Genomic DNA, 24,745 nt, shown 5'->3' on the forward strand with positions numbered 1-24,745 from the left:
CGTTAACGCGCGGGGTCCGCGCGTTGTCGTGGAGCCGAATCCGAGTCAGGCGGCGACGATGTCGTTGTACTCCGGATGCTTCTCGACGTACTTCTGCACGTACGAGCAGACCGGGACCACCGTCTGCCCGTTGGCGCGGACGTCGTCGAGGACGTACTTCACCAGCTGCGCCGCGAATCCGCGACCGGCGAAGCGCTCGTACACGACGGTGTGGGTCAGCGCGAGACGATCGCCGTCTTGGGTGTAGTCGACGTAGCCGACCTCGACCCGGTTGTCGTCGTCCTCGATCAGGTCGGCGCGGTAGCGCTCCTGAACCGACGAATGAGTTACCTCGAGAGTGCCGTCAGCCATGACAACCAATGTAGCGCAGGCCACAACGCCTCGCACCCGGCCCCGACGATGCGGGAACCGGGTGCGCGGTGAGACTTTCGGCCGTCGAGCGGCTACTTGCTTCCCTGCGCCGCCACGGCCGCCGCGCCTGCCGCAGCCGCCTCGGGATCGAGGTACACCCCGCCCGGGGTGACGGGACGGAGGTTCTCGTCGAGGTCGTAGCGGAGCGGGTTGCCGGTCGGAATGTTGAGCGCGGCGATGTCGGCGTCGGAGATCCCGTCGAGGTGTTTCACCAGCGCCCGCAGCGAGTTGCCGTGCGCGGCGACGAGCACCGTCTTGCCTGCGCGGAGGTCGGCTTCGATGGTCTCGGTGTAGTACGGGATGAACCGCTTGACCACGTCGAGCAGGCACTCGGTGAGCGGCACGTCGATGCCGTCGTAGCGCGGGTCGCCGACCTGGCTGTACTCGCCGTCAGCCTCGATGGCCGGCGGCGGCGTGTCGTAACTGCGGCGCCACAGCATGAACTGCTCGTCGCCGTACTTGTCCTTGGTCTCCGCCTTGTTCAGTCCCTGCAGTGCGCCGTAGTGCCGCTCGTTCAGGCGCCAGTCGCGGACGACGGGGATCCAGTGGCGGTCTGCGGTGTCGAGCGCGATCTGCGCGGTGGCGATCGCACGACGCAGCAGCGAGGTGTAGAGGACGTCGGGCAGCAGATCATGCTCCACGAGGAGTTCGCCCGCGCGGACGGCCTCGGCCCGTCCCTTGTCGGTCAATGCGACGTCGACCCAGCCGGTGAACTGGTTGGACGCATTCCATTCGCTCTCGCCGTGACGCATCAGAATCAGGGTGCCGTTGCTCATGACGGCTAGTTTCCCACACGGAGCGTCATCACACGCACTGTGCTCCGGGGCCGCGGCGCCGACCTCGAGTGCCCGAGACACGCCTTAGCTGTCGGGAGCGCTCGGAGCGTCGCCGACCGACCACACGGGCGCTGCGTCGGGATCGTCGAGCGGCGCGATCTCGGGAAGGTCGTCCTCATCGATGAGATGCTCGAACGCCGCCAGATTGCGCATCGATTCGCCACGGGCCTTGCGCCACGCCCATTCGCGTTTGATCGAGGTGAGGAAACCGATCTCGAGGATCTGGTTGAAGTCGCCGTCGGCGGCCTCCAGAACCTGCCCCAGAATGCGGTCGACCTCCGTGACGGTGAGGGCGTCGACGGAGATCCGGCCGACGAGATAGATGTCGCCGATGTTGTCGAGGGTGTAGGCGATCCCGTACAGGCGGCGATTCCGCTTCAGCAGCCAGCGGTAGACGGCCTCGAAGTTCTCGTCGGGTCGGCGGCAGACGAACGCCTCCACACGGACGCCGTGGCCACCAGCAGTCAGCAGCACCGTGGTCTTCAGCTTGCGCTCGCCCGGCAGTTCCAGCACGAAGTGTTCCGACTTCGCTCCCCCGGACGCCTTCCGCACGTACTCCATGTCGTTGTCGTCGAGGGCGGTCTGCAGCGCCGCGACCGTCTGTTCCAGATTCACGCCATCACCTTTGCTCTGTTCCGCCACCGTCGCAGCCCGAACCGGCCGCCGTCGGGCTGTGCATGCCGTCCGAACGCCGACATCGCCCGCGTATAGCCGGCCAGCAGTGAATCGGTGGTGTGCTCCCACGAGAACTGCAGCGCATGCTGCCCTGCGGCACGGCCCATGTCCGCACGACGCGCCGGGTCGGCCAGCAGTTCCGAGAGCCGCCGGGTCCATTCGTCGACGTCGTGACCGTCGACGAGAACTCCGGTACGCCCGTCATTCACCGCGACGCCGAGTCCGCCGACGCGCGCGGCGATAACCGGAACGCCGCACGCCTGCGCTTCGATCGCCACGAGCCCGAAGCTCTCCGAATAACTGGGGACGGCGACGACGTCGGACGCGCGGTAGACGTGCACCAGTCGCTCGGGCGGTTGCGGCGGCAGAAAGTCGACGCGGTCGGCGATGCCGAGGCGCTCGGCGAGGTCGATGAGTGCCGTCGGCTGCGCCAGTCCGCTGCCCGACGGACCGCCGACCACCATCACCCGCAACCGGCTGGTGGAGTCGGCCTTGATGAGCGGAGCCATCGCGGCCACCAGGACATCGGGCGCTTTGAGCGGCTGGATGCGGCCAACGAATGTGACGAACACGTCGTCCGGCCGGAGACCGAGCACCGCGCGGGAAGCACTGCGATCGCCCGGCGAATACCGATCCAGGTCGGCGCCGGGCACCACCACGTCGATGCGCGACGGGTCGGCGCCATACATGTCGACGAGTTCGGCTACCTCGGTAGCGGTGTTTGCGATCAGCCGGTCGGCCTCGTCGACCACCTGCTGCTCGCCCACCACGCGGAGCATCGGCTCGGCGGCGTCGCCCGCGGCGAGCGCCGCGTTCTTGACCGCCGCGAGCGTGTGGGCGGTGTGGATCAGCGGAACGCCCCATCGATCGCGTGCCAGCCAACCGACCTGTCCGGACAGCCAGTAGTGCGAGTGGATGAGGTCGTAGTAGCCGGGCTCCTGCGCGGCCTCGGCACGAAGCACATTGGCCGAGAAGGCGCAGAGCTGACTCGGCAGATCACGCTTGTCGAGGCCGTCGAACGGCCCCGCGACCACGTTCCGAACCGTGACGCCGGGAGCGGCATCGACCACCGGTTGGTCGGTGGACGACGTTGCGCGCGTGAAGATCTCGACGTCAATGCCGCGCCGGGCCAACCGGGTGGCCGTCTGCCAGACGTAGACGTTCATTCCGCCGGCGTCCCCCGTGCCGGGCTGTGCCAATGGAGAGGTGTGCACCGAGATCAAGGCGATACGCCTCGGTGTGGGGCCAGCGGTCATGGTTCCAGAGTAGTTAATCACCGACACCGGTGATGCCCGCATCCGACGGCCCCCGGCGACGGGCTCACATATGCGCAGGTGGGCATCGCTTCGACAAGGCGGATCGACGGTAATACACTTGCCGGGAACGGTTTTCATTATCCCTATTTCGCATCCCTTGAAGGGGGCTCACCGCATGACCACAACCAGGGCCGCGCGCCGCGCACTCCTTGCGCTTCTGGCGCTCCTCACCGCCGTTGCCGCGACCGCGTGCAGCGGCAGTGACGGCCCAGCCGCGACCGACAAGCCGGTCGTCGTCGCGTCGACGGATGTGTGGGCTGCGGTCGCCTCGGCCATCGGCGGCGAGCACGCCGAGGTCAGTGCGCTGTACCAGTCCCCCGACGGCGATCCGCACGAGTTCGAGGCGTCGAGCGCCGACACCGCGCGGGTACAGGACGCCAATCTCATCGTCATGAACGGCGGCCACTACGACGAGTACATGGCCCAGGCTGCCGAGGGCGCCAAGGGCGCGCAGGTCGCTGCCACCGACGTCCGCTCCGACCCCTCCCGCGGCAACGAGCACGTCTTCTACGACCTCGTCGCCGTCTCGGAGACCGCGCAGGCGATCGCCGACAAACTCGCTGAGATCGCACCGGTGAACGAGAGCTACTACCGCGCCAACGCCGAGAAGTTCACCGCACAGATCGACGAACTTCGCGCGTCGCTGACCGAGATCAAGTCCAAGCACGACGGCACCAAGGTCGCCTCCACCGAACCGCTCGCGGTCGCACTGCTGACCGACGCAGGTCTGGTCGACTCCGCACCGACCGGGTTCGTCAACGCAGTCGAAGAGGGGCAGTCGCCGTCCGCGGCCGACCGCGCGACGTTCGACGACCTGCTCACCGCGCACAAGGTCGAGGCGCTCATCTACAATGTTCAGGCTGTCGACGCCAGCACCGAGGCGGTCCTGAAGATCGCCGGTCAGAGCAAGATCCCGGTGGTGCAGTTGACCGAGACTCTGCCCGCAGGCGTCACCGATTACATCACCTGGCAACGCGCCCAGATCGACGCGCTCGCGAAGGCCCTGGACTCGTGAGCCGTCCATCCCTGGCGTTCCGCGACGCCGGGCTCCGATTCGGCGACCGCGTCCTGTGGCAGGGACTGGACCTCGACATCGAGCCCGGCGAGTTCGTCGCCGTGCTCGGCCCGAACGGTTCCGGCAAGACCTCACTGCTGCGCGCGATCCTCGGACAGACCGAGCTGAGCGCCGGTGCCATCACCGCGGGCGGCACCGTCGGATACGTTCCGCAGCAGCACGCGGAGGACTCGGACACCATGATGCTGCGCGGCCGCGACTTGGTCGGGTTCGGCGTCGACGGCGGCCGGTGGGGCTTCGGTCTCCGGGGGATGGCACGGCGCCGTGCCGCGGTCGACAAGGCCATCGAGCAGGTGGGAGCCGAGGCGTTCGCGAACCGTCCCGTCGGACTGCTCTCGGGCGGTGAGCAGCAGCGACTGCGCATCGCGCAGGCCCTGACCCGCGACCCTGCGGTGCTCTTGTGCGACGAACCGCTCGCCAGCCTCGACCTCGCGAGCCAGCAGGTGGTGGTCGACCTCCTCGACACCCGGCGTCGCCGCGACGACACGTCGATCCTGTTCGTGACGCATGAGTTGAATCCGGTCCTACCGTTCGTCGATCGTGTGCTCTACCTCGCGGGCGGGTCGTTCCGTATCGGCACCGTCGACGAGGTGATGAACTCGCGCACCCTCAGCACGCTGTACGGCAGTCCCGTCGAGGTTTTGCGGATCGGCGGTCGGCTCGTCGTCGTCGGCGGCGAAGACGATCACCACTGCAGTACACACGCCTATCCGGGCGACGTGCTGGGCACCGATGTCGGCTTCGCCGTCGCGGGAGAGGATCTGTGAGCGCGGCGTCGACGACGATTCTCGCCGCCGACCTCGGGCAGTTCTGGAATTTCTCGCAGACCGGTGAACTCCTGTCGCGCGGGTTCGTGCAGCAGTCGTTGATCGCGATCGCGTTGCTCGGGCTGATCGGCGGGCTGCTGGGTCCGATGATCGTCGCTCGCCAGATGAGCTTCGCCGTTCACGGTGCGGCAGAGCTTTCGTTCACCGGCGCCTCGGCGGCGTTGCTCGCCGGATTCAGCGTGAACCTCGGTGGTGTGATCGGTGCCGTGATCGCCGCCGCCGTGTTCGGCGTGCTGGGACGACGCGCCCGCGAGCGCGACTCGGTGATCGGCGTCGTGATGGCCTTCGGCCTCGGTCTCGGCGTCCTGTTCCTCAGCCTCAACGGGCGGGTCGGGACCGGCTTCGCCCTGCTGACGGGGCAGGCCAGCAGCGTCGACAATGAGGACTTGGTCGCCGTCGCGGTCACGGCCGTGGTGATCGTGGCGGTCCTCGCACTGATCTATCGGCCACTGATGTTCTCCAGCCTGGACCCGCGCGTCGCCGCGGCGTCGGGCGTCTCGGTGCGAACGCTGTCGATCGTCTTCGCGATTCTGGTGGGCCTCGCAGCCGCACAGGGCGTGCAGATCATCGGCGCACTGCTGGTGATGAGCCTGCTGATCACCCCTGCCGCGTCGGCCGTGCGCCTGTCGGCGAATCCGACGACGGTGCTGATCCTCTCGGTCGTGTTCGCCGAGGTCGCCGCCGTCGGCGGCCTGATCCTCTCGTTGGCCCCCGAACTCCCGATCTCGGTGCTGGTCACGACGATCTCGTTCGCGATCTACGTCGTCTGCCGGCTCATCGGAATGCGCGCGCGGGACTGACCGCCCTCCCCCACGGCGTCGTCACCTCCTCGATCGCTCGTCACCCCCTCAGCTGAGGAGGTGACGAGCAACTGAGTGGGTGACGACGCTGGAGTCGCAGGCTACGCGTCGACCCGACCGGAGACTTCGAGAAGCGCGGAGAACATCGCCTCCCAGTGAGCCAGCGCCGGATCGGTGTGCGGGTCGCGCGGATGGAACGTGTAGGCGAGCCGAGCGCCGCGCATCGACGTGATCATCACTTCGCGGGTCCGCACATAGTCGGGTCGCGCCACGATCCGCTCGCCGAAGAGTTCGTCGGCCCGATCGCGAAGAATCCCGAGCATCGCCGGCTCCACGCGCGACAGCGCCTCGCGCAGTTCCGGATTCGCGGTCCGCGCCCCCATCCACAGTTCCATCGACGCCCAGAAGCACGACTGCCCGGTGATCTCCCACATGGCGGCGACCGCGAATCGGATCCGCTCGTCGACGTCGTCGGGGATGGTGACGCCGGCCGTCAACTCGGCGATTCGGACCTCGGCGAGGTGGTGAACCGCCGCCGTCAGCAGCACCTCACGCGAGGGAAAGTGGTGCAGCAACCGGCCTCGCGAGACGCCCGCGACCTGCTGGATGTGCAGCGTCGTCGCCGCCGAATAGCCCTCTTCAAACAACACCTTCGACGCGGCCTCGAGGATCATGTCGCGCGTCTGCGCTGCGCGGTCCTGCTGTTTCCGTTCCACGTGAATCATTCTCCACCATCGTCACATCACAAGACTCTTCCCAAACAGTCATATCTGACTGTATCGTTCGAAACATGTCGCTACCAGAGATTCTGCAGACCCCGCTCACCGTCCCCGTCGTCGCGTCGCCGATGTTCATCGCGTCGGGCCCCGCCCTGGTGAGCGCTCAGTGCCAGGCCGGTGTCATCGGTTCGTTCCCCGCGCTCAACGCCCGACCGGCCTCCCAGCTGTCGGATTGGCTCGACGAGATCACCGAGTCGAACGCCGCTTACGCCGCCGCCAACCCCGACGCGATCGTCGCCCCGTTCGCCGTCAACCAGATCGTCCATCGGTCCAATGCCCGTCTCGACGAGGACCTCGCGACGATCGTCGAGCATCGGGTGCCGATCGTCATCACCTCACTCGGCGCCCGCCCCGACGTGAACGAGGCCGTGCACTCGTACGGCGGCATCGTCCTCCACGACATCATCAACGACGAGTTCGCGCGCAAGGCCGTCGAGCGCGGCGCCGATGGCTTGATCGCCGTCGCCGCCGGTGCAGGCGGGCACGCGGGCACGCTCTCGCCGTTCGCCCTGGTTCAGGAGATCCGGGAGTGGTTCGACGGCCCGTTGCTCCTGTCGGGCGCGATCGCCCACGGTCGCTCGATTCTGGCGGCGCTGGCCGCAGGCGCCGACTTCGCCTACGTCGGTTCTGCGTTCCTCGCGACCGACGAGGCCAACGTCGTCGACGGTTACAAGGACATGGTGGTCGACTCGCGGGCCGACGACATCATCTACAGCAGCACCTTCACCGGCGTGCACGGCAACTATCTGCGCAAGAGCATCGAGGTGCACGGCCTCGACCCGGCGAACCTCCCGAAGCCCACGTCCGGCCCCAACCCGCTGAGCGGCGGGCTCGGTGAGGTCAAGGCGTGGCGCGACGTCTGGGGTTCCGGTCAGGGCATCGGCTCGGTCGCCTCACGCGGCACGGTCGCCGAGACCGTCGACCGCCTCGCCGCCGAGTACCACGCAGCACGCGAGGGCCTGCTCGAGCGGGTCGGCGCCTTAGTCCGTACTTCGTGACCAGTATGTGGTCACGAAGTACGGACTAAAGTCGTCGACCCCGAACCGGCCATCACTCCTCCGCGAAGCCCGGGTTGCAGCGGGTAGAGATCATCTCGTCGGGGCTCACCACGGGGCGGTCGGGTTCGAGGTTCCACGTCGGCTTGTCGGGCTGCACCAGGCGGGCGAAGGTCCAGTGGCACTGGAACTGTTCCTTCATCCCCGGGGCGTCAGCGGACGGGTCGAGTTTCAGGACCTCGGTCCAGGCCTCGTCGCCCGCGGTGGGCGACGAGACGTTGCGACCGTTGCGGGTCGGCGCGATCTGCAGGCTCGGCCCCACCTCCGTCTGAACCCACGTCGCCGACGCGATGTACGGCGGCGGGAGGACCGGGGTCGACGACGCCGCCGTCGTCTCCGTCGACGCTGCGGATGACGTGGTGGACGGCGCCGTCGTCGACGTCGCCGTCGTCGAACTCGGCGCCGGGACGTAGTCGGTGATGCCGGACGACTCGCCGTCGCCGGAACAGCCGACCAGGGTGAGTACGGCCGCACAGCAGGCGGCCGCAGCCATCACCCGTCGCGTCACCCGGTCACCTCGCGGTGGACGCGCTCCCAGGCCGCGCGGCGCTCACCGTCCGGATCGCGCTCCACGCGCGGCGGATCGTCGAGGATCATCACGCGACGGTCGTCGACCGTGTACTCGGGCCAGTCGGGCGACGGCGTGCCGGTGCGCGCGAACCAGCTCCAGCGCGACTGCATGGTCGCGGTGATGCGCTTGGTGGCGCCCCAACTGCCTGCGGCGGCCAGTCCGGCGCCGATCGGGTCGCGATAGATGCCGAACACCGCGAACAGCTCGGTCGCATGCGTGGCACCGATTCCACTGGCCTCCAACACCTTCGGCGCATAGTCGTACCGGTAGACGTAGGTCGGCGCGTGCGCGCCGTGGTACGCCGCGAACAGGGTCGTCGGCGCCTGGAAGGTCGCGTCGGCGGCGAGTCGCACATGATCGCGCTTCCCCGGATACAGCCGCTCCAGCTGTTCGAACACCTCCGGGTCGTCGACGCCGATCAGCGCCTGCGTGGAATCCGGCAGGATGTCCCAGAACCGCGCGAAGAGCTCGCCCTCGTCCTTGTTGTTGCCGATGATCAGCGGCACCGGCAGCGTCTGTCCCGCACGCGCGGCGTCGACGGGGCGCAGCGGTAGAAAATCCCCGTCGACGACCGGCGCGAACGGGATGGGATCGCTCAGCTTCGCAGCGCGCGTGAAACCCAGCAGCTTGTTGCCGGTCGCGAGCAGTTCCGCCGCCGTCGCATCGCCGACCACGCGCGCCACCTCGGCCGGATCGAGCGGCGGCTCGTCGCGCTCAGCGCCTTTACGCCGCGTCGGATCTTTGAGCAGCCGCACGAACTCGTCGGCGAAGATCTGCGCATTCTCCTTGGTCACGACCAGATCCGGGGCGGGGCTCTGCGAGATGGCGCGCGCGAACAGTCCTTCCGCCGCAGGCGTCGACAGGAGCGTCAGGATCGCCGCGCCGCCGGCACTCTCGCCGAAGATCGTCACGCGATCGCGGTCGCCGCCGAACTCGGCGATGTTGCGCTGCACCCACTCCAGACCCGCGATCATGTCGCGCAGGGCGAGGTTGCTGTCGAACTGCCGCTCGGGCGTCGAATAGTCGCTGAAGTCCAGGAAGCCGAGCGGCCCGACGCGGTAGTTGACCGTCACCACGATCACGTCGCGCGAGCGCGCGAGGTACGAGCCGTCGTAGATCGGCGTCGACGTGCCGCCGAGAATGTAGGCGCCGCCGTAGAAGTACACCATCACCGGTCGCGGGGTCACCGACGTGGTCGAGGGCGCGAAGACGTTCAACGTCAGGCAGTCCTCGCTGCGCGGCTGAAACGTGCCGGCGCCGCGCGCGGTGAACAGCTTCTCCTGGATGGGCGCGTTGCCGTAGTCGAAGCACTCCCGGACGCCCGGCCACGGGATCACCGGCCGCGGTGCGCGCCACCGGTACTGCCGCACCGGTGGCTCCGCGAACGGGATGCCGAGCCAGGCGACGGTGCCGCGGCGACCGAGCCGCCCGCGTTTGCCTTCGACGGCGCCGTCGTGCGTCTGGATCACAGTTTCCATTCCTGCCATGGACTCGAGCGTATCGGGAAACGGTCATTACCATGAACGACGTGGCCCCCACTTCCCGTTCCATCGATCTCAACGCCGATCTCGGTGAAGGCGTCGGCGACGACGCCGCCATGCTCACCCTGGTGACGAGCGCCAACATCGCGTGCGGATTCCACGCGGGCACCCCGAGCGTCCTCCTCCGGACTTGCCGGGACGCTGTCGCCGCGGGCGTGCGGATCGGCGCGCAGGTCTCGTACCCGGATCTGGAGGGCTTCGGTCGACGCTTCATGGACATCGCGCACGACGACCTCGTCGCCGATGTGCTGTACCAGATCGGCGCGCTGCGATCGCTCGCCGAATCCGTCGGCGGCACCGTCGACTTCGTGAAGCCGCACGGGGCGCTGTACAACACGGTGGTCCATCACCGGGAGCAGGCGCGCGCGGTGGTCGACGCCGCCCGGACTGCGGCGCTGCCGCTCATGTGCCTTCCCGGATCGGAGGCGCAGCGGCAGGCCGGCGCCGCGGGAATATCGGTCATCACCGAGGCCTTCGCCGACCGCGGCTACACCCCCGAGGGGACGCTGGTGCCGCGCACCGAACCGGGTGCGGTGCTGATCGACCCCGAGCACGTGGCTCAGCGGGTGGTCCGGTTTGTGCAGACCGGTCAGATCGTCGCCGTCGACGGCACGGTGCTCGACGTCGCCGCCGACTCGGTGTGCCTGCACGGGGACACGCCCGGAGCAGTGGAGCATGCCCGCCGCGTCCGCGCGGCGCTGGCCGCCGCGTCCGTCGACGTGCGCGCTCGATGACGGCAGGCACGACGGCGAAGGTTCCCTCGGAGAACGCCCGCGGAATCGCCGCAGGTTTCGGCGCCTACGCCCTGTGGGGGCTGTTCCCGATCTTCTTCGACGCGCTGCGCCCGTCGGGACCGTGGGAGATCCTCGCCCACCGGATCCTGTGGACCCTGCTGCTCTGCGCGATCGTCCTCGCAGTGCTGCGCGACTGGCGGTGGATCCTGCCGCTGCGGCAGCAGCCACGACTGCTGGCGGGCGTGACCGCGGCCGCCGTGTTCATCGCGATCAACTGGGTGGTCTACGTGGCCGCGGTGACCTCGGGGCACACCAGCGACGCGGCGCTCGGCTACTTTCTCAATCCCCTCACGACCGTCGCCCTCGGTGTGCTGGTGCTGCGCGAACGGCTCCGCCCGCTGCAGTGGGCGGCGGTCACCGTCGGCGTGGTCGCCGGTGCCTACCTCGCATTCGCCGCGGGGACCTTTCCGACGACGGCACTGATCCTGGCGTTCTCGTTCGCGCTGTACGGCTTGGTGAAGAAGAAGGTGGGCGACACGCTGCCCGCGCTGCACAGCCTCTCGCTCGAGACCGCGATCCTCGGCCCCGCCGCGGCGATCATCCTGGTGATCGTCGCATTCAGCACCGCGGGCGCCACGTTCGGCAACGGCGTGACCCACAGCGGACTGCTGGTGCTCTCCGGGGTCGCGACGGCGATTCCGCTGCTGCTCTTCGCAGCCGCAGCGCGGCGCATCCCGCTCGTCACCGTGGGACTGATCCAGTTCATCACGCCGATCATGCAGTTGCTGTGCGCGGTGCTGGTCCTCGACGAGCATCTGCCGCGCGAACGCTGGATCGGCTTCGGCATCGTGTGGATCGCCCTGCTCCTCCTGGCCACCGACAGCGTGCTCAAGGCTTGGTCGACTCGGTCTTCTTCCATTCGCGGCTGATCGACGCCGCCGTCTGCATCAGCCAGGTGCGCACCGTCTGCGCCGCATCCACCACCTGTTTCTGCAGCGCGCCGGCCTCGGGCGTCGGATGCTCGACGACGCCCTCGGCGCCCGGATGCAACTCGATCGTCAGGAACGCCGCCGCCACCATCAGGACCGCCGTGATCAGCAAGAACCCACCGACCACACCGCTCGTCGCCATCTCGACGGCCAGATAGCGCGTCGAGACCAGGATCCCGGTGAACGTCACCGCACCGACGGCGATCACACCGGCACGATGCCGGGTCCACCCCAGTTCCGGACGCGTCAGCGCGGCTTCGAGGGTGAGGGTGAAGATCGCGCCCGCGAGGACGTCGATCGCATAGTGGAAACCGAAGCCCAGCGTGGCCCCGGTGGTCCCGATCAGCCAGGCCGTGCCGAAGATCTTCGACGGCAGCGGTCCGCGCCAGCCGTGCAGGAAGATGCACATCGCCCACGCCGTGTGCAGGCTCGGCATGCAGTTGCGGGCAATGCTCTCGTCGTAGAACAGTGCCGTGGGCTCGCCGATGATCGGCAGGTGCAGCGGCCAGACGTCCTGCCACCCGGCATTCGCGAGTTCGTGCCCGAACGCATAGGTGGGGCCCACCACCGGAAACAGAAAGTAGACCACCGGGCCGATAATGCCGATCAGCAGGAACGTCCGGACGATGTGGTGTCGAGGAAAGCCGTCGCGCGCGCTGTGGCGAAGTTGGAAGAAGGCGATCACCGCGGCGGCGACCGGCAGGTAAACGTACACCTTGCTGAGCACTTCGGTGAGCCACTGCGTCTGTGAGACAAGCGAACCGACCATCCACGACGGACTGCCGAGGGCGCGGTCGGCCAGCTCGACGTACTCGTCGAAGACAGTCGGATTGGCGCGGCTGGACAGCACCAGCCACACGTCGCCGACACGGCCCATCACGATGAGCAGCAGTCCGAGTCCGGCAGCCTTCACTGCGGCGGCACGCTCGGCTCCCCGCAGCCGCCACGCGGCGAAACCGAGGACTCCCGCCAGGACCAGCAGGATCCCGTTGCCGACGGTCACCTCGTGCCCGACCGCCAGGCGCTGCAGATTCCATACCGTCTCCACCGCCACCGCGACGCCGAGCACCGGCAATCGCAAACGCGAGGGCAGACAGACCAGCGCCAGCAGCAGGCCGGCGACCTTGATCTCACCGATCTCCGGACGGCCCACAAGGTCCGTCGCGAGCAGACTCAGCGGACCCCGGATGTGGTTGACCCGGGCGACGATCTCGATGGCGAGGGCAAAGGTGACGAGCACGCCGACCACCAGTGCCCACAGGGCGCCGGAGACCTCGACGCGCCGACCCGAGCGCAGCTGCGCCGACACCGACCGCACGGAATCCCCAGTGAACATTCAGTACACGTTAATGAACAACTACTGAACAGCAAGCACTGGGTGATGCAATCGTCATTCATTTGCTCGACGATCAGCAACCTACATGCGATAGTTTGCCGGATTGGCGAAATTTCACCCGTCCGGTACCGGACAACAGGGTCCCGCCGCAGGTCAGCCGATCCGACGCTGCCGAGCGAATTCGGCGAGCACCACGCCAGCAGCGACCGACGCGTTGAGGCTCTCAACACTGCTGGCGATCGGAATCGACAGGATCGAGTCGCAGTTCTCGCGCACCAGTCGCGAGAGCCCCTTGCCCTCGGACCCGACGACGATCACCACGGGACCGGTGCCGTCGTACTCGTCGAGCGAGACGTCGCCGCCGGCATCCAGACCGACGATCTGCGCACCCGTCTTGGCCCAGTCGACGAGCGTGCGGTTGAGGTTCGGTGCGGTGGCGACCGGAAGTCGTGCCGCGGCGCCCGCGCTGGTGCGCCACGCGACCGCCGTCATTCCAGCGCTGCGTCGCTGCGGGATCACCACGCCGTGTCCACCGAACGCCGCGACGGAGCGAATCACGGCGCCGAGGTTGCGGGGATCGGTGATGTTGTCGAGGGCCACCAGCAGCGGAGCCTGGGCACTGGCCCGCGCGTCGGCCATCAGGTCGTCGGGGTGCGCGTACTGGTATTCGGGCACCTGCAGGGCCAGTCCCTGGTGGAGTCCGTTGGGCGACATCCGGTCCAGTTCGGCGCGGCTCACCTCCAGAATGGAGATGCCACGATCACCGGCGGTCTGCACAGCTTCCTTGACGCGCTCGTCGGCGTCGATGGTGCCCATCACGTAGAGCGCGGTCGCGGGCACCTCGGCGCGCAGGCACTCCACGACGGGGTTGCGGCCGACGACGTGCTCGGGGCCGCCGTCCTCCGACTTGCGGTGGGTACGACGACCGGCGACCTTGGCCGCAGCCTTGGCCTTCTTGTGGGCCGGGTGGTACTCCCGGTCGACGGCCTTCGGTGTGGCGCCGCGACCTTCCAGACCGCGACGACGCTGACCGCCGGACCCGACCGTCTGGCCCTTCTTGCTGCCGGTCTTGCGTGTTGCGCCGCGGCGCTGCGAGTTCCCCGCCATCAGTCTTCCTTCGAGTTGAGCGCCCAAGTGGCGCCGTCGGGAGTGTCGGTGACTTCGATGCCTGCGCGTGCCAGGCGATCGCGGACTTCGTCGGCCACCGCCCAGTCCTTTGCGGCCCGCGCCTGTGCCCTCCGGTCCAATTCTGCCTTGATCAAGACATCGAGCGCAGCATGAGCGTCGTCGTCGGCTCCGGAGGTGCTCGACCACTGCGGATCCAGCGGATCGGTGCCGAGCACCGCGGTCATCGCGCGGATCTGCCCGGCGATCGCTCGGGCACGCTCTCCGTCACCGGCTTCCAGCGCGGTGTTGCCCTCGCGGACGGCGTTGTGGACGGCGGCGAGCGCAGCGGGCACGCCGAGGTCATCGTCGAGTGCGGCGGCGAACTCGTCGGTCACCTCACCGACCGGTACGTCACCGGCCCGGTCGACGACGCGGTGCACGAACGATTCGATCCGCCGGTATCCGGCCGCGGCCTCATGCAGTGCCTTATCCGAGTACTCGAGCATCGAACGGTAATGCGCGCTCCCGAGGTAATAACGCAGTTCGACCGGTCGCACCTGCTGCAGCATCACCGGAATCGAAACGACGTTGCCGAGCGATTTGCTCATCTTCTCGCCGCTCATCGTCACCCAGCCGTTGTGCAGCCAGTACTGAGCGAAACCGTCGCCCGCACCGTGGCTCTGGGCGATCTCGTTCTCGTGGTGCGGGAAGATCAGGTCCATGCCTCCGCAGTGGATGTCGAACTCGGCGCCAAGCAGCGAGGTGGCCATCGCCGAGCACTCCAGATGCCAGCCGGGACGTCCGACGCCCCACGGAGTGGGCCACGACGGCTCACCCGGCTTGGCGGCCTTCCAGAGCGTGAAGTCGAGCGGGTCGCGCTTCCCGGTGCCCGCACTCTCGCCCTGGTGGACGTCCTCGAGCTTGTGCCCGGACAGTGAGCCGTACTCGGGAAGACTGCGGACGTCGAAGTAGACGTTGCCGTCCGCGGCATACGCGTGACCACGGTCGATGAGTCGCTCCATGTAGGTCACCATCTGGGTGATGAACCCGGTGGCGCGCGGCTCGGCGGAGGGCGGCAGCACCCCGAGGGCGTCGTAGGCCTGGGTGAACTCACGCTCGTGGGTCGCGGCCCACTCCCACCACGGCCGGTCCGCGTCGGCGGCCTTGCGCAGGATCTTGTCGTCGATGTCGGTCACGTTGCGCACGAAGAGGACGTCGAGACCGCGGTAGGCGAGCCACCGACGGAGCACGTCGAAGGCGATGCCGCTGCGGACGTGGCCGATGTGGGGAACTCCCTGCACCGTCGCACCACACAGGTACACCGAAGCCGTTCCGGGTCGAAGGGGAACGAAGTCGCGTACCTCGCGGGTGGCCGAGTCAAACAGGCGTAGAGTCACGGCCTGCCATTCTACTTCAGGGTGAGCAGCGCTGTGGCCACCGCCGCGATCCCCTCACCGCGACCGGTCAGCCCCAGTCCGTCGCTGGTGGTCCCGGACACCGACACCGGCGCCCCGAGAAGCTCCGACAGCCGCTGCTGCGCCTCGGCGCGACGCGGCCCGATCTTGGGTCGGTTGCCGACGATCTGCACCGCGGCGTTGACCGGCGCGAAGCCTTCGGCGTCGAGTAGTTCCCGCACGTGCGTGAGCATCGCGGCGCCGGTGACCCCATCCCATTCGGGACGGCCGACGCCGAAGACCGCGCCGACGTCGCCGAGCCCCGCCGCTGACAACAGTGCGTCGCACAGCGCGTGCGCGCCCACGTCGCCGTCCGAGTGCCCGGAGCAGCCGTCGGCGTCGTCGAAGAGCAGGCCGACCATCCAGCAGTCACGGCCCGGTTCGATCGGGTGCACGTCGGTGCCGATACCCACTCGCATGTCCACGTCGGGTCAGCGCTCCTGTTCTCTGGTCTGGTCTTCGCGGGTCTGCATCCGGATCATTCTGGCCAAGGCGAGATCGAACTGCGTGGTCACCTTGAACGCCATCGCATCGCCCGGCACCACCTGAACGCCGATCCCGAGCGCTTCCACCAGCCCGGCGTCGTCGGTCGCGTCGCCCCCGCCATCGTGGGCCTGCCGCAGCACCGCGGCGGTGAAGCCCTGCGGGGTCTGCACCGCACGGAGCGGGCTCCGGTCCGGAGTGTCGAGGACCCGCCCGTCGGCGTCGACCCGTTTGAGAGTGTCGGTCACCGGCACCCCGGGAACGACGGCGCGCGCCCCGCCCGCCAGCGTCTGCACCACGGAGGTGAAGAGCGCGGGCGGCGTGAGCGCGCGGGCGGCGTCGTGAACGAGAAAATAATCGGCGTCGGGCGCTGCCGCGAGACCTGCCCGAACCGAGTCGCTGCGCTCGGCGCCTCCCGCGACGACGACGGCGTCGGGAACGAGTGCAGCCGCTTGGCCGAGGAGCTCGGCGGGTGCGGCGACCACGATCCGATCCACCGATCCCGAGTGGCGGACGGCGTCCGCGCTGAGTTCGAGCAACGTGGCACCGCCGACATCGACGAAGGCCTTCGGGACGGCCTCGCCGAGACGAGTGCCCATCCCCGCTGCAAGAATCAACGCGGCCACCCGGCCGCGACGGTTGTCTGTCAGGACGCTTCGGCCAGGATCTCGTCGAGCATGCTGTCAGCCTTCTCGTCATCGGTGTGCTGAGCCAGCGAGAGCTCGTCCACCAGGACGCGACGGGCACGGGTCAGCATTCGCTTCTCGCCCGCCGAGAGCCCGCGATCCTGCTCGCGACGCCACAGGTCGCGAACGATCTCGGCGACCTTGATGATGTCGCCCGAGATGAGCTTCTCCTGGTTGGCCTTGAAACGGCGGGCCCAGTTGGTCGGCTCTTCGGTATGCGGGGCTCGGAGAACCTGAAAGACCTGGTCCAGACCTTCCTCACCGACGACGTCGCGGACGCCGACGTACTCGAGCTTGCTCGACGGAATCTGAACCGTCATGTCACCGTCGGCAACCTTCAGAACGAGGTACTCGACCTCTTCTCCCTTGATGGTCCGGACGACGATGTCTTCGACGTGAGCCGCACCGTGATGGGGATAAACAACCGTGTCGCCAACTTTGAAATTCAATGTCCACTGCCCCTTTCGAATGTAATCAGTCTAACACGCATCGACCGGGGACCTTGACCAACGGTGCAGGTCAACCTATACGCAAGCAGGTGAAGGGTGGTATAGGCGCCTGGTTCGGTCGGCACTGGACCTGCGATTGCCGCCGGATCCGAGCGGTCGCGGCGCTACGATCATCGAGACGTTTCGGCGACCCGGAAGAACTTTTCCGACGCCTCCCCACTACGCTGCGTAGTGAAGTCCCCCGCATCGGTGGACAACCGCGACGATCACCCGGAGGAAATGGTGTCAGTGCTCAATCGGTCCACCCGACGTCTGGCCTCGACAGTTGCTGTCGGCGCATTCGGCATCGCCATCGCTCTCGGCACCACGGCCTGCGGCGCGGGCAAGATCTCGCAGACCGCGAATCAGGCCCCCGCAGTCCCCGGTGCCGCAGGAACCATCAGCCTCGGTACCAGTGATGTGAACGGCGACGAGATCGAGAACGGCTCGATCGCGATCCGCAACGTTCACATCCTGTACCCGGACGAGAGGGCCGATCAGATCTTCGGCGACGGCGGCCCCTTCAAGGTCGCGTTCCTCGCCGCGAACGACTCGCCGAGTCGGATCGTCCGGCTCGACAGCATCACCGCCAAGACCGGCTCGGTGAAGATCACGCCGCCGTCGACCTCGACGGTCGACGATCCCGCCAAGCTGCAGCCGACCGCCGCGGTGCAGGCAGGCGAGCCCGCCGGAGCGATCACCGGTGCCGACGACAAGACCGAGGTGCCGCGCCTGGACGTCGAGTTGAGCAACACCGGCACCACCGTCGCCGCCGGTGTGACGACCCCGCTGACCTTCAACTTCTCGGTCTACGACCTCTCGGGCAAGCAGCTCGACAAGGTCTCGACCACCATCGACACCCCGGTCGACGGCGGCACGCTGCCCGATCGCCAGGACGTGGTCCGCGACGCCCAGGGCGAGTGACGCCGCACCCTGCTGAGCTTCACCTGCTGCACCCCGGTCCCATTGGGATCGGGGTGCTGTCGTAGGCGTCGCCTACAGTGACTCCCGTGGCGAAGGCGAAATCGATCTTCCGGTGTTCCGGGTGCGGCCATCAGGTGGCGAAGTGGTTCGGGCGATGCCCCGAGTGCGGCGAGTGGGGAACCATCTCCGAGTCCGCGCCGGCGGCGGTGGCGGCACGCACTGGAACCGCCTCGGTCGCGCCGTCGAGCCCCGCCGTTCGCATCACCACGGTGCGGTCGGACGCCGCGACGGCGACGCCGACCGGCATCGCCGAATTCGACCGCGTCCTCGGACGCGGCGTCGTCCCCGGATCGGTGATCCTGCTGGCGGGCGAGCCCGGCGTCGGCAAGTCCACGCTCCTGCTGGAGACGGTGAAACATTGGGCGACGCAGGGTAAGACGGCCCTCTATGTGACCGGGGAGGAGTCGGCCGGGCAGGTCCGACTGCGCGCCGAGCGCACCGACGCGGTGCACGAGAACATCTTCCTGGCGTCCGAGACCGATCTCGCGACCGTCCTCGGGCACGTCGAGGAGGTCTCCCCCACGCTGATGATCGTCGACTCGGTGCAGACCATGGTCGCGACCGGCACCGACGGCGTGACCGGCGGCGTCACCCAGATCCGCGCGGTCACCACCGCGCTCGTCTCGCTGGCCAAGACCAGCGGCATCGCGATCATTCTCGTCGGACACGTCACCAAGGACGGCAATGTCGCGGGCCCGCGGTCGCTGGAGCACTTGGTCGACGTGGTCTTGGCGTTCGAGGGCGACCGGCATTCGTCGTTGCGCATGGTCCGCGGCATCAAGAACCGTTTCGGACCGTCCGACGAGGTCGGTTGCTTCGAACAGCGGGCCGACGGCATCCACCAGGTCACCGACCCGTCGGGAATCTTCGTCCACCATCATCAGTCCGACGTCCCCGGCAGCGCCGCGCTGGTCGCGATGGACGGACGCAGGGCCATGGTCGGTCAGATCCAGGCGCTGCTGAACGACACCCAGATGACCTCGCCACGCCGCGCGGTGTCGGGTCTGGACTCCGCGCGCGTGGCGATGATGCTGGCGGTGGCGGAGAAGCACGCAGGCATCGGCGCCAGCAAGAAGGAGGTCTACGCGTCGACGGTCGGTGGGATGAAGGTCACCGAACCCGCCGCCGATCTGGCGATCTTCCTGGCGCTGTACTCGTCGCACAAAGACGTACCGATCCCGTCATCGACGGTCGCGATCGGCGAGGTGGGACTGGCGGGCGAGATCCGTCGGGTGTCGTCGATCGCCCGACGCGTCGCCGAGGCCAAGCGACTCGGTTTCGACCATGCGATCGTGCCTGCGGGCAGCGACGAGGAGCTTCCTCGCGGCATTCGGGTCAGCCGCGCCACCAACCTGCTCGAGGCGTGGGAGGCGGCCGCGTCGTCGACGCGTGAATTGGCCGACGCCCCGTTCTGAGTCAGCTCGGGTGCACGGCCTTGTCGCGGTAGTCGGCGAAGTGCTGCTCCAGGTCGATCACGATGAACAACGCGTGTGCGCCCGCGACCGGCGCGTCCGGGTCACCGAGGTGCGCGTACGAACGCGTGTAGATCTTGCGGCCGATGCCGCCGATGATCTCGCAGCCGAAGTGAACGGTGCTGCCGAGCGGGATCGGCTTCGCGTAGTCGATCGCCAGGTGGCCGGTGACGACCGGTCTGCGCAGCAACAGCGGCACAGTGCCCATCACCTCGTCGAACGCACCCGACAACACACCGCCGTGAATGACGCCCGGACCGCCCTGCATCCAGTTCTCCACCTGCATCGTCGCAGTGGCCGTGAGACCCTCGCCTGCGGTGACAGCGATGCGGAGCCCCACCTCCGCGTCGGCCCCGCAGCCGTAGCACATGCTGTGGTGCAGATCGATCTTCTGCCCGGGACGGGTGGCGTTCGGGTGACGCGTCAGCGGCTCGATGCCCGTGGGCAGCACGAATGATGTCTTCACGTACCGCTACGCTAGTCCAGGTGAACGATTCCGTGATGCCCGAGCCCCGTCTGGGCGAGCAGCTTCGGTCTGCGCTGCGCCGCGTGGCCCCCGGCACCGGTCTCCGCGACGGCCTCGAGCGGATCCTCCGCGGCGGCACCGGCGCACTCATCGTCCTCGGGTACGACGACGACACCGAGCGCATCTGCGACGGCGGCTTCCACCTCGACATCGAGTTCGCGCCCACCCGACTGCGTGAGCTGTCGAAGATGGACGGCGCCGTCGTGCTGTCCGACGACGGCAAGCGCATCGTCCGCGCCAACGTTCAGCTGATGCCCGATCCGAGCATTCCGACCGAGGAGTCTGGGACGCGGCACCGTGCGGCCGAACGGACGGCGGTCCAGACGGGCGTGCCGGTGATCTCCGTCAGCGCATCGATGTCGATCGTCAGCGTCTACGTGTCCGGCCAGCGTCGCGTCGTCGAGAGCCCCGACGCGATCCTGTCGCGCGCCAATGTGGCCCTCGCGACGCTCGAACGCTACAAGTCCCGACTCGACGAGGTGAGCAGTCAGCTCTCGCGGGCCGAGATCGAGGACTACGTGCTCCTGCGCGACGCGATGAGCGCCGCGCAGCGGATGGAGATGGTGCGCCGCGTCTCCGTGGAAATCGAGGAGTACGTGCTGGAACTCGGCGTCAACGGCCGCCAAGTCGCGTTGCAGCTCGAAGAACTCATCAGCGACAACGACACGATGCGGGAGCTGCTGGTCCGCGACTACCACGCGAGTCCGGAGCCGGCGAGCACCGAACAGGTGCGGCAGATCCTGGAGGCGGTCGAATCGCTGACCGATGCCGATCTGTTGGATCTCACCATGGTCGCAGGCGCATTCGGTTACCCGACGTCACTGGAGGCTCAGGACACGGCGATGAGTCCGCGTGGCTACCGGCTGCTGGCTCGGATCTCGCGCCTGCAGTTCGGCCACATCGACCGGCTGGTCCGCCACTTCTCCACGCTGCAGGCGCTCCTCGCGAGCAGTGCCGCCGATCTGCAGGGAGTGGAGGGCATCGGCAGCATCTGGGCCCGACACATCCGCGAGGGGCTGTCCCGTCTCGCCGAGAGCAGCCTGGAGCGGTTCGACTGACCCGCTGTCTCGAGCGGCGTTCGCGCGAACAGCGTTACGCGCCCGGCGCCTTCGCCGGCTCGACGACGTTGAACGTGATCGGCGCCGACTCGCGTTCGCCGATCTTCGCGATGGCCTGGTAGCCGCCGGCAGCGATCTGCACACGCTTCTTGGTGCAGCCGGGGCTGCTGGTGGTGCCGGACCAGGTGGTGTCGTCGCGGACCTGCTGGCCCGGCTGGAGCACCTGGATGTTCACGGACTTGTCGGGGGCGCAGTCCTGCGCCGACCACAGCGTGCGGGCGCCGTCCAGGGTGCGGACGGTGACGTTCTGCGCGGCCTTGCCGACGTCGCGCGAGCAGGGCGCCAGGCCCCCGTTGGTGGTGACGATGGTGAAGACCGGTTGGTCGCCGACGCTGTAAGTCGGCTTGTCGGTGTAAAGGACCACGGAGAGACCCTGGTCCGAGCATGCTGCGACGCCGGTCTGCTTGGCCGGATCCTCGGCAGGCGTGGTCGCCGGAGTACTGGGTTCGGCGCTCGGGTCGCCGCCCTGACCGTGGTCGCCGCCGCCGCTGGGGGCCTCACTGGTGGCCGGAGTGCTCGCCGCAGTGCTCCGCGGGGCCGGCGCCGCGGTACTGGCTGCCGACTTCGCCGCAGCGTTCTTCGAATCGGGTGCACTGTCGTCCGAACCGCCGCTGAGCGCGATGATCAACAGGATGACCGCAATGACCGCAACCACGATGCCTGCACCGGCGACGACACGTCGACGCCAGTAAACCTCGGGTGGCAATGGTCCTTGTGGTTCGATCACGGCCTCAACGGTAGCGTCGTTGCTCCGGGATCTGGGCCGCCGACCTCGGCGTGTCGTGGAATTGGACGGTCGTCACTCGCCGACGTCGCCGATGGCGTTCACGAACTCCACCTTGCCGTCCTCGAGGTGGTAGGTGAGCCCGACGATCGCGAGTCGTCCGTCCTCGATGCGGTCGGCGATGATCCGGCTGCGCTCGACGAGCAGTTCCACGGTCTCCTGGACGTGCCTGCCGACGAACTCGTAGTAGCCCGTCAGGCCTTCCGCGCGTCCGGCGAGCACGCTCGGCGCCACCTTCTCAACGATCGTGCGGACGTATCCGTTCGGAATGGTGTTGTTGTCGAGCGCCTCGAGGGTGGCTCCGACCGCACCGCAGTTGCTGTGGCCGAGCACGACGATCAGCGGAATCTCGAGTTCGTCCGGTCCGAACTCGATGGTGCCCAGAACCGCTTCGTCGAGGACGTGCCCGGCAGTGCGGACGACGAACATGTCGCCAAGGCCTTGATCGAAGATGATCTCGGCGGCCAGCCGGGAGTCGCCGCAACCGAAGAGGACGACGTGCGGCGTCTGCCCACCGGCGAGCGCTGCCCGTTGCTCACTACTCTGGTTGGGATGGATCACTTGCCCCTGGACAAACCGTTCGTTGCCCTCTTTGATGACCTGCCAGGCCTGTGCCGGGGTTAAATTCTCCATGTCGAAAAGTATGCCACCGCACCTCATCCTCGATTGGTTCGCCCGGTCACAGCGCGACCTTCCGTGGCGCGCACCCGACATCTCGGGCTGGCACGTCCTCATCAGCGAGATCATGCTTCAACAGACCCCCGTCTCCCGCGTGCTCGGCCCCTGGCGCGAATGGGTCGAGCGCTGGCCGACGCCGTCCGCGATGGCCCGTGAGAGCAGCGGCGAAGTAGTGCGCGCGTGGGGCAAGTTGGGGTATCCACGGCGTGCGATGCGCCTGCACGAGTGCGCCGGAATCATCGCCGAGCAGTACGACGACGTGGTCCCCGACGACGTCGACACCCTCCTGTCGCTGCCGGGCATCGGCGATTACACTGCGCGCGCCGTCGCCTGCTTCGCCTACGGGCAGAGCGTTCCGGTGGTCGACACGAACGTGCGGCGGGTCATCGCCCGCGCCGTCGACGGCCGCGAGCAGCCCGGTTCGCCGGCCAAGCGCGACCTCGCCGCCGCCGAACGACTCCTCCCCCGCGACCCCGCCGGCGGCTACGCCGACACCGCTCCGATGTTCTCTGCCGCGCTCATGGAACTCGGCGCGCTGGTCTGCACCGCACGCGAGGCGCGGTGCGACGTCTGCCCGCTGGAGTCCTCGTGCGAGTGGGTCCGCCGCGGCCGTCCCTCACACGACGGCCCTGTCCGCAAGACCCAGAGGTACGAGGGCACCGACCGGCAGGCGCGTGGTCGACTGCTCGACGTCCTGCGCAACACCACCGGCCCCGTCGAACAGTCCGCGCTCGATCTTGCGTGGGAGCGGGATCCTGGCCAGCGGGCCCGCGCCCTCGACTCCCTGCTCGTCGACGGACTGGTGGAGGTCACCGACGACGGCCTGTTCTGTTTGGCGGGCGAGGGCTAGGCGGGCAGTCCGGACAGGAAAGCCTCCACCGCGCCCCGATAGACGTCGGGCTGGTCGTCGTGCACCAGGTGGCCTGCGCCCGCCACTCTCGCGTACCGGGACTGCGGGCCGCGCCGGGACATCTGCTCCATCTGCCCGGCCGGTGTCACCGAGTGCTCGGCCTCGATGAGCAGCGCGGGCGCCTGCACGGCGTCCCACTGGGTCCAGAAGTCACGGGTTCCCCACTCCTCGGCGATCGCGGCCCAGACCGGGATGCTGCCGTGCAGTCGGCCGTCGTCGAACGCCTCGTAGAAATAGCGTCCGGCGACGTCGCCGAACAGTGCAGTGGCCTCGGACAGATCCGCGAATCGCTCGGGCCACGAATTGAACCAGGGAGCCCAGTCACCGGTGGTGCGGCCCTGGAAATCGGGGGCCATGTCCTCCACCACGATCGCGGAGACCAGCTCCGGGAACTCCGCGGCTGCGCACCACGCGTGCAGACCGCCCATCGAGTGGCCGACGAGCACCGCGGGCCCGCGGTCGATCCAGGTGATCACCTCGGCGACGTCGGCGACGAATCGTTCGGTCGCGATCTCCTCCGGCGTCGGCATCGCGTCCGATCCGGACGCACCCTGATGAAAGGCGGCGTCGAAGGTGAACACCTGCCCGTAGCGACGCAGCCACGGAATCTGTCGACTCCAGGTCCGGCCGCGTCCCATCAAGCCGTGCAACAGGATGATCGTGCCGTGCCCGGGCACATCGCCGTTACTGTCGTCGCTGCCGAGTCCGCCGTAGTCGAGGAGACCAATCACACCTTCCGACCCTAATTGGATCCCGTGGCGCGTCAGTAGGCTGGGCGGCATGGCTGTTGTGAAAATCAATGCGATCCAGGTCCCCGAGGGCGCAGGCCCCGAACTCGAGAAGCGCTTCGGCGCCCGCGCGGGCGTCGTCGACGAGGCCGAGGGCTTCCTCGGCTTCCAGCTCCTCCGCCCGGTCAAGGGCGACGACCGCTACTTCGTCGTGACGCAGTGGCGCGACGACGAGAGCTACGAGGCGTGGGCGAACGGTGATGCGCGGGCCGCGCACAAGAGCGATCGCAAGCCGGTCGCCAGCGGTGCCGATCTCCTGGAGTTCGAGGTGGTCCTGGACGTCGCGCCGAAGGCCTGACCGACATTCTCGAGGGTTCATACC

General features: G+C 68.2%; 28 protein-coding genes. 11 read left to right on the forward strand and 17 right to left on the reverse strand.

Features of this window, described 5'->3' with window-relative positions:
• Window positions 1-45: 45 nt before the first annotated feature.
• The 4 genes from GH2_RS07140 to mshA form a co-directional block, all read right to left on the reverse strand.
• Window positions 46-351 (reverse strand): GNAT family N-acetyltransferase, encoded by a 306-nt coding sequence (locus tag GH2_RS07140; RefSeq protein WP_066165055.1) that lies wholly within the window; start codon window positions 349-351, stop codon window positions 46-48.
• A gap of 92 nt (window positions 352-443) precedes the next feature.
• Window positions 444-1,187, reverse strand: a complete 744-nt coding sequence (locus GH2_RS07145; protein WP_066165058.1) for a phosphoglyceromutase — start codon at window positions 1,185-1,187, stop codon at window positions 444-446.
• Between the two features lie 84 nt (window positions 1,188-1,271).
• Window positions 1,272-1,862 (reverse strand): type III secretion system chaperone family protein, encoded by a 591-nt coding sequence (locus tag GH2_RS07150; protein ID WP_066165061.1) that lies wholly within the window; start codon window positions 1,860-1,862, stop codon window positions 1,272-1,274.
• Window positions 1,859-3,178, reverse strand: a complete 1,320-nt coding sequence (mshA, locus tag GH2_RS07155; protein WP_066165063.1) for a D-inositol-3-phosphate glycosyltransferase — start codon at window positions 3,176-3,178, stop codon at window positions 1,859-1,861. Before mshA ends, GH2_RS07150 begins: the two co-directional genes overlap by 4 nt.
• Window positions 3,179-3,353: 175 nt before the next feature.
• Here mshA and GH2_RS07160 point away from each other — a divergent pair, with 175 nt between their 5' ends.
• The 3 genes from GH2_RS07160 to GH2_RS07170 are packed head-to-tail and all read left to right on the forward strand — an operon-like array spanning window position 3,354 to window position 5,940.
• A complete protein-coding gene (locus tag GH2_RS07160) occupies window positions 3,354-4,253 on the forward strand; it encodes a metal ABC transporter solute-binding protein, Zn/Mn family (protein WP_066165066.1) in 900 nt (299 codons plus the stop codon).
• On the forward strand, window positions 4,250-5,080 hold the full coding sequence (locus tag GH2_RS07165; RefSeq protein ID WP_066165069.1) for a metal ABC transporter ATP-binding protein: 831 nt from the start codon (window positions 4,250-4,252) through the stop codon (window positions 5,078-5,080). The genes GH2_RS07160 and GH2_RS07165 overlap by 4 nt, the downstream gene beginning before the upstream one ends.
• Window positions 5,077-5,940: a metal ABC transporter permease gene (locus GH2_RS07170; protein WP_066165072.1), complete on the forward strand. Its 864-nt coding sequence runs from the start codon at window positions 5,077-5,079 to the stop codon at window positions 5,938-5,940. Before GH2_RS07165 ends, GH2_RS07170 begins: the two co-directional genes overlap by 4 nt.
• Before the next feature lie 101 nt (window positions 5,941-6,041).
• Here GH2_RS07170 and GH2_RS07175 read toward each other — a convergent pair whose 3' ends face one another.
• Complete coding sequence (locus GH2_RS07175; RefSeq protein ID WP_066165075.1) at window positions 6,042-6,665, reverse strand: TetR/AcrR family transcriptional regulator; 624 nt, start codon at window positions 6,663-6,665, stop codon at window positions 6,042-6,044.
• A gap of 65 nt (window positions 6,666-6,730) precedes the next feature.
• On the opposite strand from GH2_RS07175, the gene GH2_RS07180 reads away from it, so the two are divergent.
• The gene (locus GH2_RS07180; RefSeq protein ID WP_066165078.1) at window positions 6,731-7,717 is read left to right on the forward strand and encodes an NAD(P)H-dependent flavin oxidoreductase; all 987 of its coding nucleotides are present in this window, start codon (window positions 6,731-6,733) and stop codon (window positions 7,715-7,717) included.
• Window positions 7,718-7,769: 52 nt separating this feature from the next.
• Here the strand turns inward: GH2_RS07180 and GH2_RS07185 are convergent, their stop codons facing one another.
• Window positions 7,770-8,267, reverse strand: a complete 498-nt coding sequence (locus tag GH2_RS07185; protein ID WP_066165083.1) for a DUF2599 domain-containing protein — start codon at window positions 8,265-8,267, stop codon at window positions 7,770-7,772.
• Between the two features lie 11 nt (window positions 8,268-8,278).
• Window positions 8,279-9,832: a carboxylesterase/lipase family protein gene (locus tag GH2_RS07190; RefSeq protein WP_066165086.1), complete on the reverse strand. Its 1,554-nt coding sequence runs from the start codon at window positions 9,830-9,832 to the stop codon at window positions 8,279-8,281.
• Between the two features lie 32 nt (window positions 9,833-9,864).
• On the opposite strand from GH2_RS07190, the gene GH2_RS07195 reads away from it, so the two are divergent.
• Both GH2_RS07195 and rarD read left to right on the forward strand, forming a co-directional pair.
• Window positions 9,865-10,620 carry a 5-oxoprolinase subunit PxpA gene (locus GH2_RS07195; RefSeq protein WP_066165089.1) on the forward strand — a complete coding sequence of 252 codons (756 nt, stop codon included), beginning with the start codon at window positions 9,865-9,867 and terminating at the stop codon, window positions 10,618-10,620.
• Window positions 10,617-11,549, forward strand: coding sequence for an EamA family transporter RarD (gene rarD, locus GH2_RS07200; protein ID WP_066165092.1), 933 nt, complete (start codon window positions 10,617-10,619; stop codon window positions 11,547-11,549). The genes GH2_RS07195 and rarD overlap by 4 nt, the downstream gene beginning before the upstream one ends.
• On the opposite strand, the gene GH2_RS07205 is transcribed toward rarD, so the two are convergent.
• From GH2_RS07205 to GH2_RS07230, 6 genes are all read right to left on the reverse strand, one after another.
• The gene (locus GH2_RS07205; protein ID WP_084247354.1) at window positions 11,509-12,945 is read right to left on the reverse strand and encodes a phosphatase PAP2 family protein; all 1,437 of its coding nucleotides are present in this window, start codon (window positions 12,943-12,945) and stop codon (window positions 11,509-11,511) included. The genes rarD and GH2_RS07205 overlap by 41 nt on opposite strands.
• 153 nt (window positions 12,946-13,098) lie before the next feature.
• Window positions 13,099-14,052, reverse strand: a complete 954-nt coding sequence (gene rlmB / locus GH2_RS07210; RefSeq protein ID WP_066165095.1) for a 23S rRNA (guanosine(2251)-2'-O)-methyltransferase RlmB — start codon at window positions 14,050-14,052, stop codon at window positions 13,099-13,101.
• Complete coding sequence (gene cysS, locus GH2_RS07215) at window positions 14,052-15,449, reverse strand: cysteine--tRNA ligase (protein WP_066165098.1); 1,398 nt, start codon at window positions 15,447-15,449, stop codon at window positions 14,052-14,054. The genes rlmB and cysS overlap by 1 nt, the downstream gene beginning before the upstream one ends.
• Window positions 15,450-15,460: 11 nt before the next feature.
• A complete protein-coding gene (gene ispF / locus GH2_RS07220) occupies window positions 15,461-15,925 on the reverse strand; it encodes a 2-C-methyl-D-erythritol 2,4-cyclodiphosphate synthase (protein WP_066165507.1) in 465 nt (154 codons plus the stop codon).
• A gap of 12 nt (window positions 15,926-15,937) precedes the next feature.
• Window positions 15,938-16,615: a 2-C-methyl-D-erythritol 4-phosphate cytidylyltransferase gene (gene ispD / locus GH2_RS07225; protein WP_084247355.1), complete on the reverse strand. Its 678-nt coding sequence runs from the start codon at window positions 16,613-16,615 to the stop codon at window positions 15,938-15,940.
• Between the two features lie 20 nt (window positions 16,616-16,635).
• The gene (locus GH2_RS07230; protein ID WP_062394013.1) at window positions 16,636-17,124 is read right to left on the reverse strand and encodes a CarD family transcriptional regulator; all 489 of its coding nucleotides are present in this window, start codon (window positions 17,122-17,124) and stop codon (window positions 16,636-16,638) included.
• 231 nt (window positions 17,125-17,355) lie between these two features.
• Here GH2_RS07230 and GH2_RS07235 point away from each other — a divergent pair, with 231 nt between their 5' ends.
• Both GH2_RS07235 and radA read left to right on the forward strand, forming a co-directional pair.
• Window positions 17,356-18,087, forward strand: coding sequence for a copper-binding protein (locus GH2_RS07235; RefSeq protein ID WP_244885328.1), 732 nt, complete (start codon window positions 17,356-17,358; stop codon window positions 18,085-18,087).
• Window positions 18,088-18,173: 86 nt separating this feature from the next.
• Window positions 18,174-19,562, forward strand: a complete 1,389-nt coding sequence (radA, locus tag GH2_RS07240) for a DNA repair protein RadA (RefSeq protein ID WP_066165104.1) — start codon at window positions 18,174-18,176, stop codon at window positions 19,560-19,562.
• Between the two features lies 1 nt (window position 19,563).
• On the opposite strand, the gene GH2_RS07245 is transcribed toward radA, so the two are convergent.
• A complete protein-coding gene (locus GH2_RS07245; RefSeq protein WP_066165107.1) occupies window positions 19,564-20,085 on the reverse strand; it encodes a PaaI family thioesterase in 522 nt (173 codons plus the stop codon).
• A gap of 35 nt (window positions 20,086-20,120) precedes the next feature.
• Between GH2_RS07245 and disA the strand changes: the two genes are divergently transcribed.
• Window positions 20,121-21,203, forward strand: coding sequence for a DNA integrity scanning diadenylate cyclase DisA (disA, locus tag GH2_RS07250; RefSeq protein WP_157086033.1), 1,083 nt, complete (start codon window positions 20,121-20,123; stop codon window positions 21,201-21,203).
• A 34-nt stretch (window positions 21,204-21,237) separates the two neighbouring features.
• Here the strand turns inward: disA and GH2_RS07255 are convergent, their stop codons facing one another.
• Both GH2_RS07255 and GH2_RS07260 read right to left on the reverse strand, forming a co-directional pair.
• Window positions 21,238-21,990, reverse strand: coding sequence for a hypothetical protein (locus GH2_RS07255; RefSeq protein ID WP_066165114.1), 753 nt, complete (start codon window positions 21,988-21,990; stop codon window positions 21,238-21,240).
• 72 nt (window positions 21,991-22,062) lie between these two features.
• On the reverse strand, window positions 22,063-22,680 hold the full coding sequence (locus GH2_RS07260; RefSeq protein ID WP_066165116.1) for a carbonic anhydrase: 618 nt from the start codon (window positions 22,678-22,680) through the stop codon (window positions 22,063-22,065).
• Here GH2_RS07260 and GH2_RS07265 point away from each other — a divergent pair.
• On the forward strand, window positions 22,679-23,575 hold the full coding sequence (locus GH2_RS07265; RefSeq protein WP_066165119.1) for an HhH-GPD family protein: 897 nt from the start codon (window positions 22,679-22,681) through the stop codon (window positions 23,573-23,575). The two genes, GH2_RS07260 and GH2_RS07265, sit on opposite strands and share 2 nt — an antisense overlap.
• Here GH2_RS07265 and GH2_RS07270 read toward each other — a convergent pair.
• A complete protein-coding gene (locus tag GH2_RS07270) occupies window positions 23,572-24,417 on the reverse strand; it encodes an alpha/beta fold hydrolase (protein WP_066165122.1) in 846 nt (281 codons plus the stop codon). The genes GH2_RS07265 and GH2_RS07270 overlap by 4 nt on opposite strands.
• On the opposite strand from GH2_RS07270, the gene GH2_RS07275 reads away from it, so the two are divergent.
• Window positions 24,416-24,721, forward strand: coding sequence for an antibiotic biosynthesis monooxygenase family protein (locus tag GH2_RS07275; protein WP_066165125.1), 306 nt, complete (start codon window positions 24,416-24,418; stop codon window positions 24,719-24,721). The genes GH2_RS07270 and GH2_RS07275 overlap by 2 nt on opposite strands.
• Window positions 24,722-24,745: the final 24 nt, after the last annotated feature.

It is taken from the genome of Gordonia hydrophobica NBRC 16057, from assembly GCF_001592365.1.
Taxonomy (GTDB): Bacteria; Actinomycetota; Actinomycetes; order Mycobacteriales; family Mycobacteriaceae; genus Gordonia; species Gordonia hydrophobica.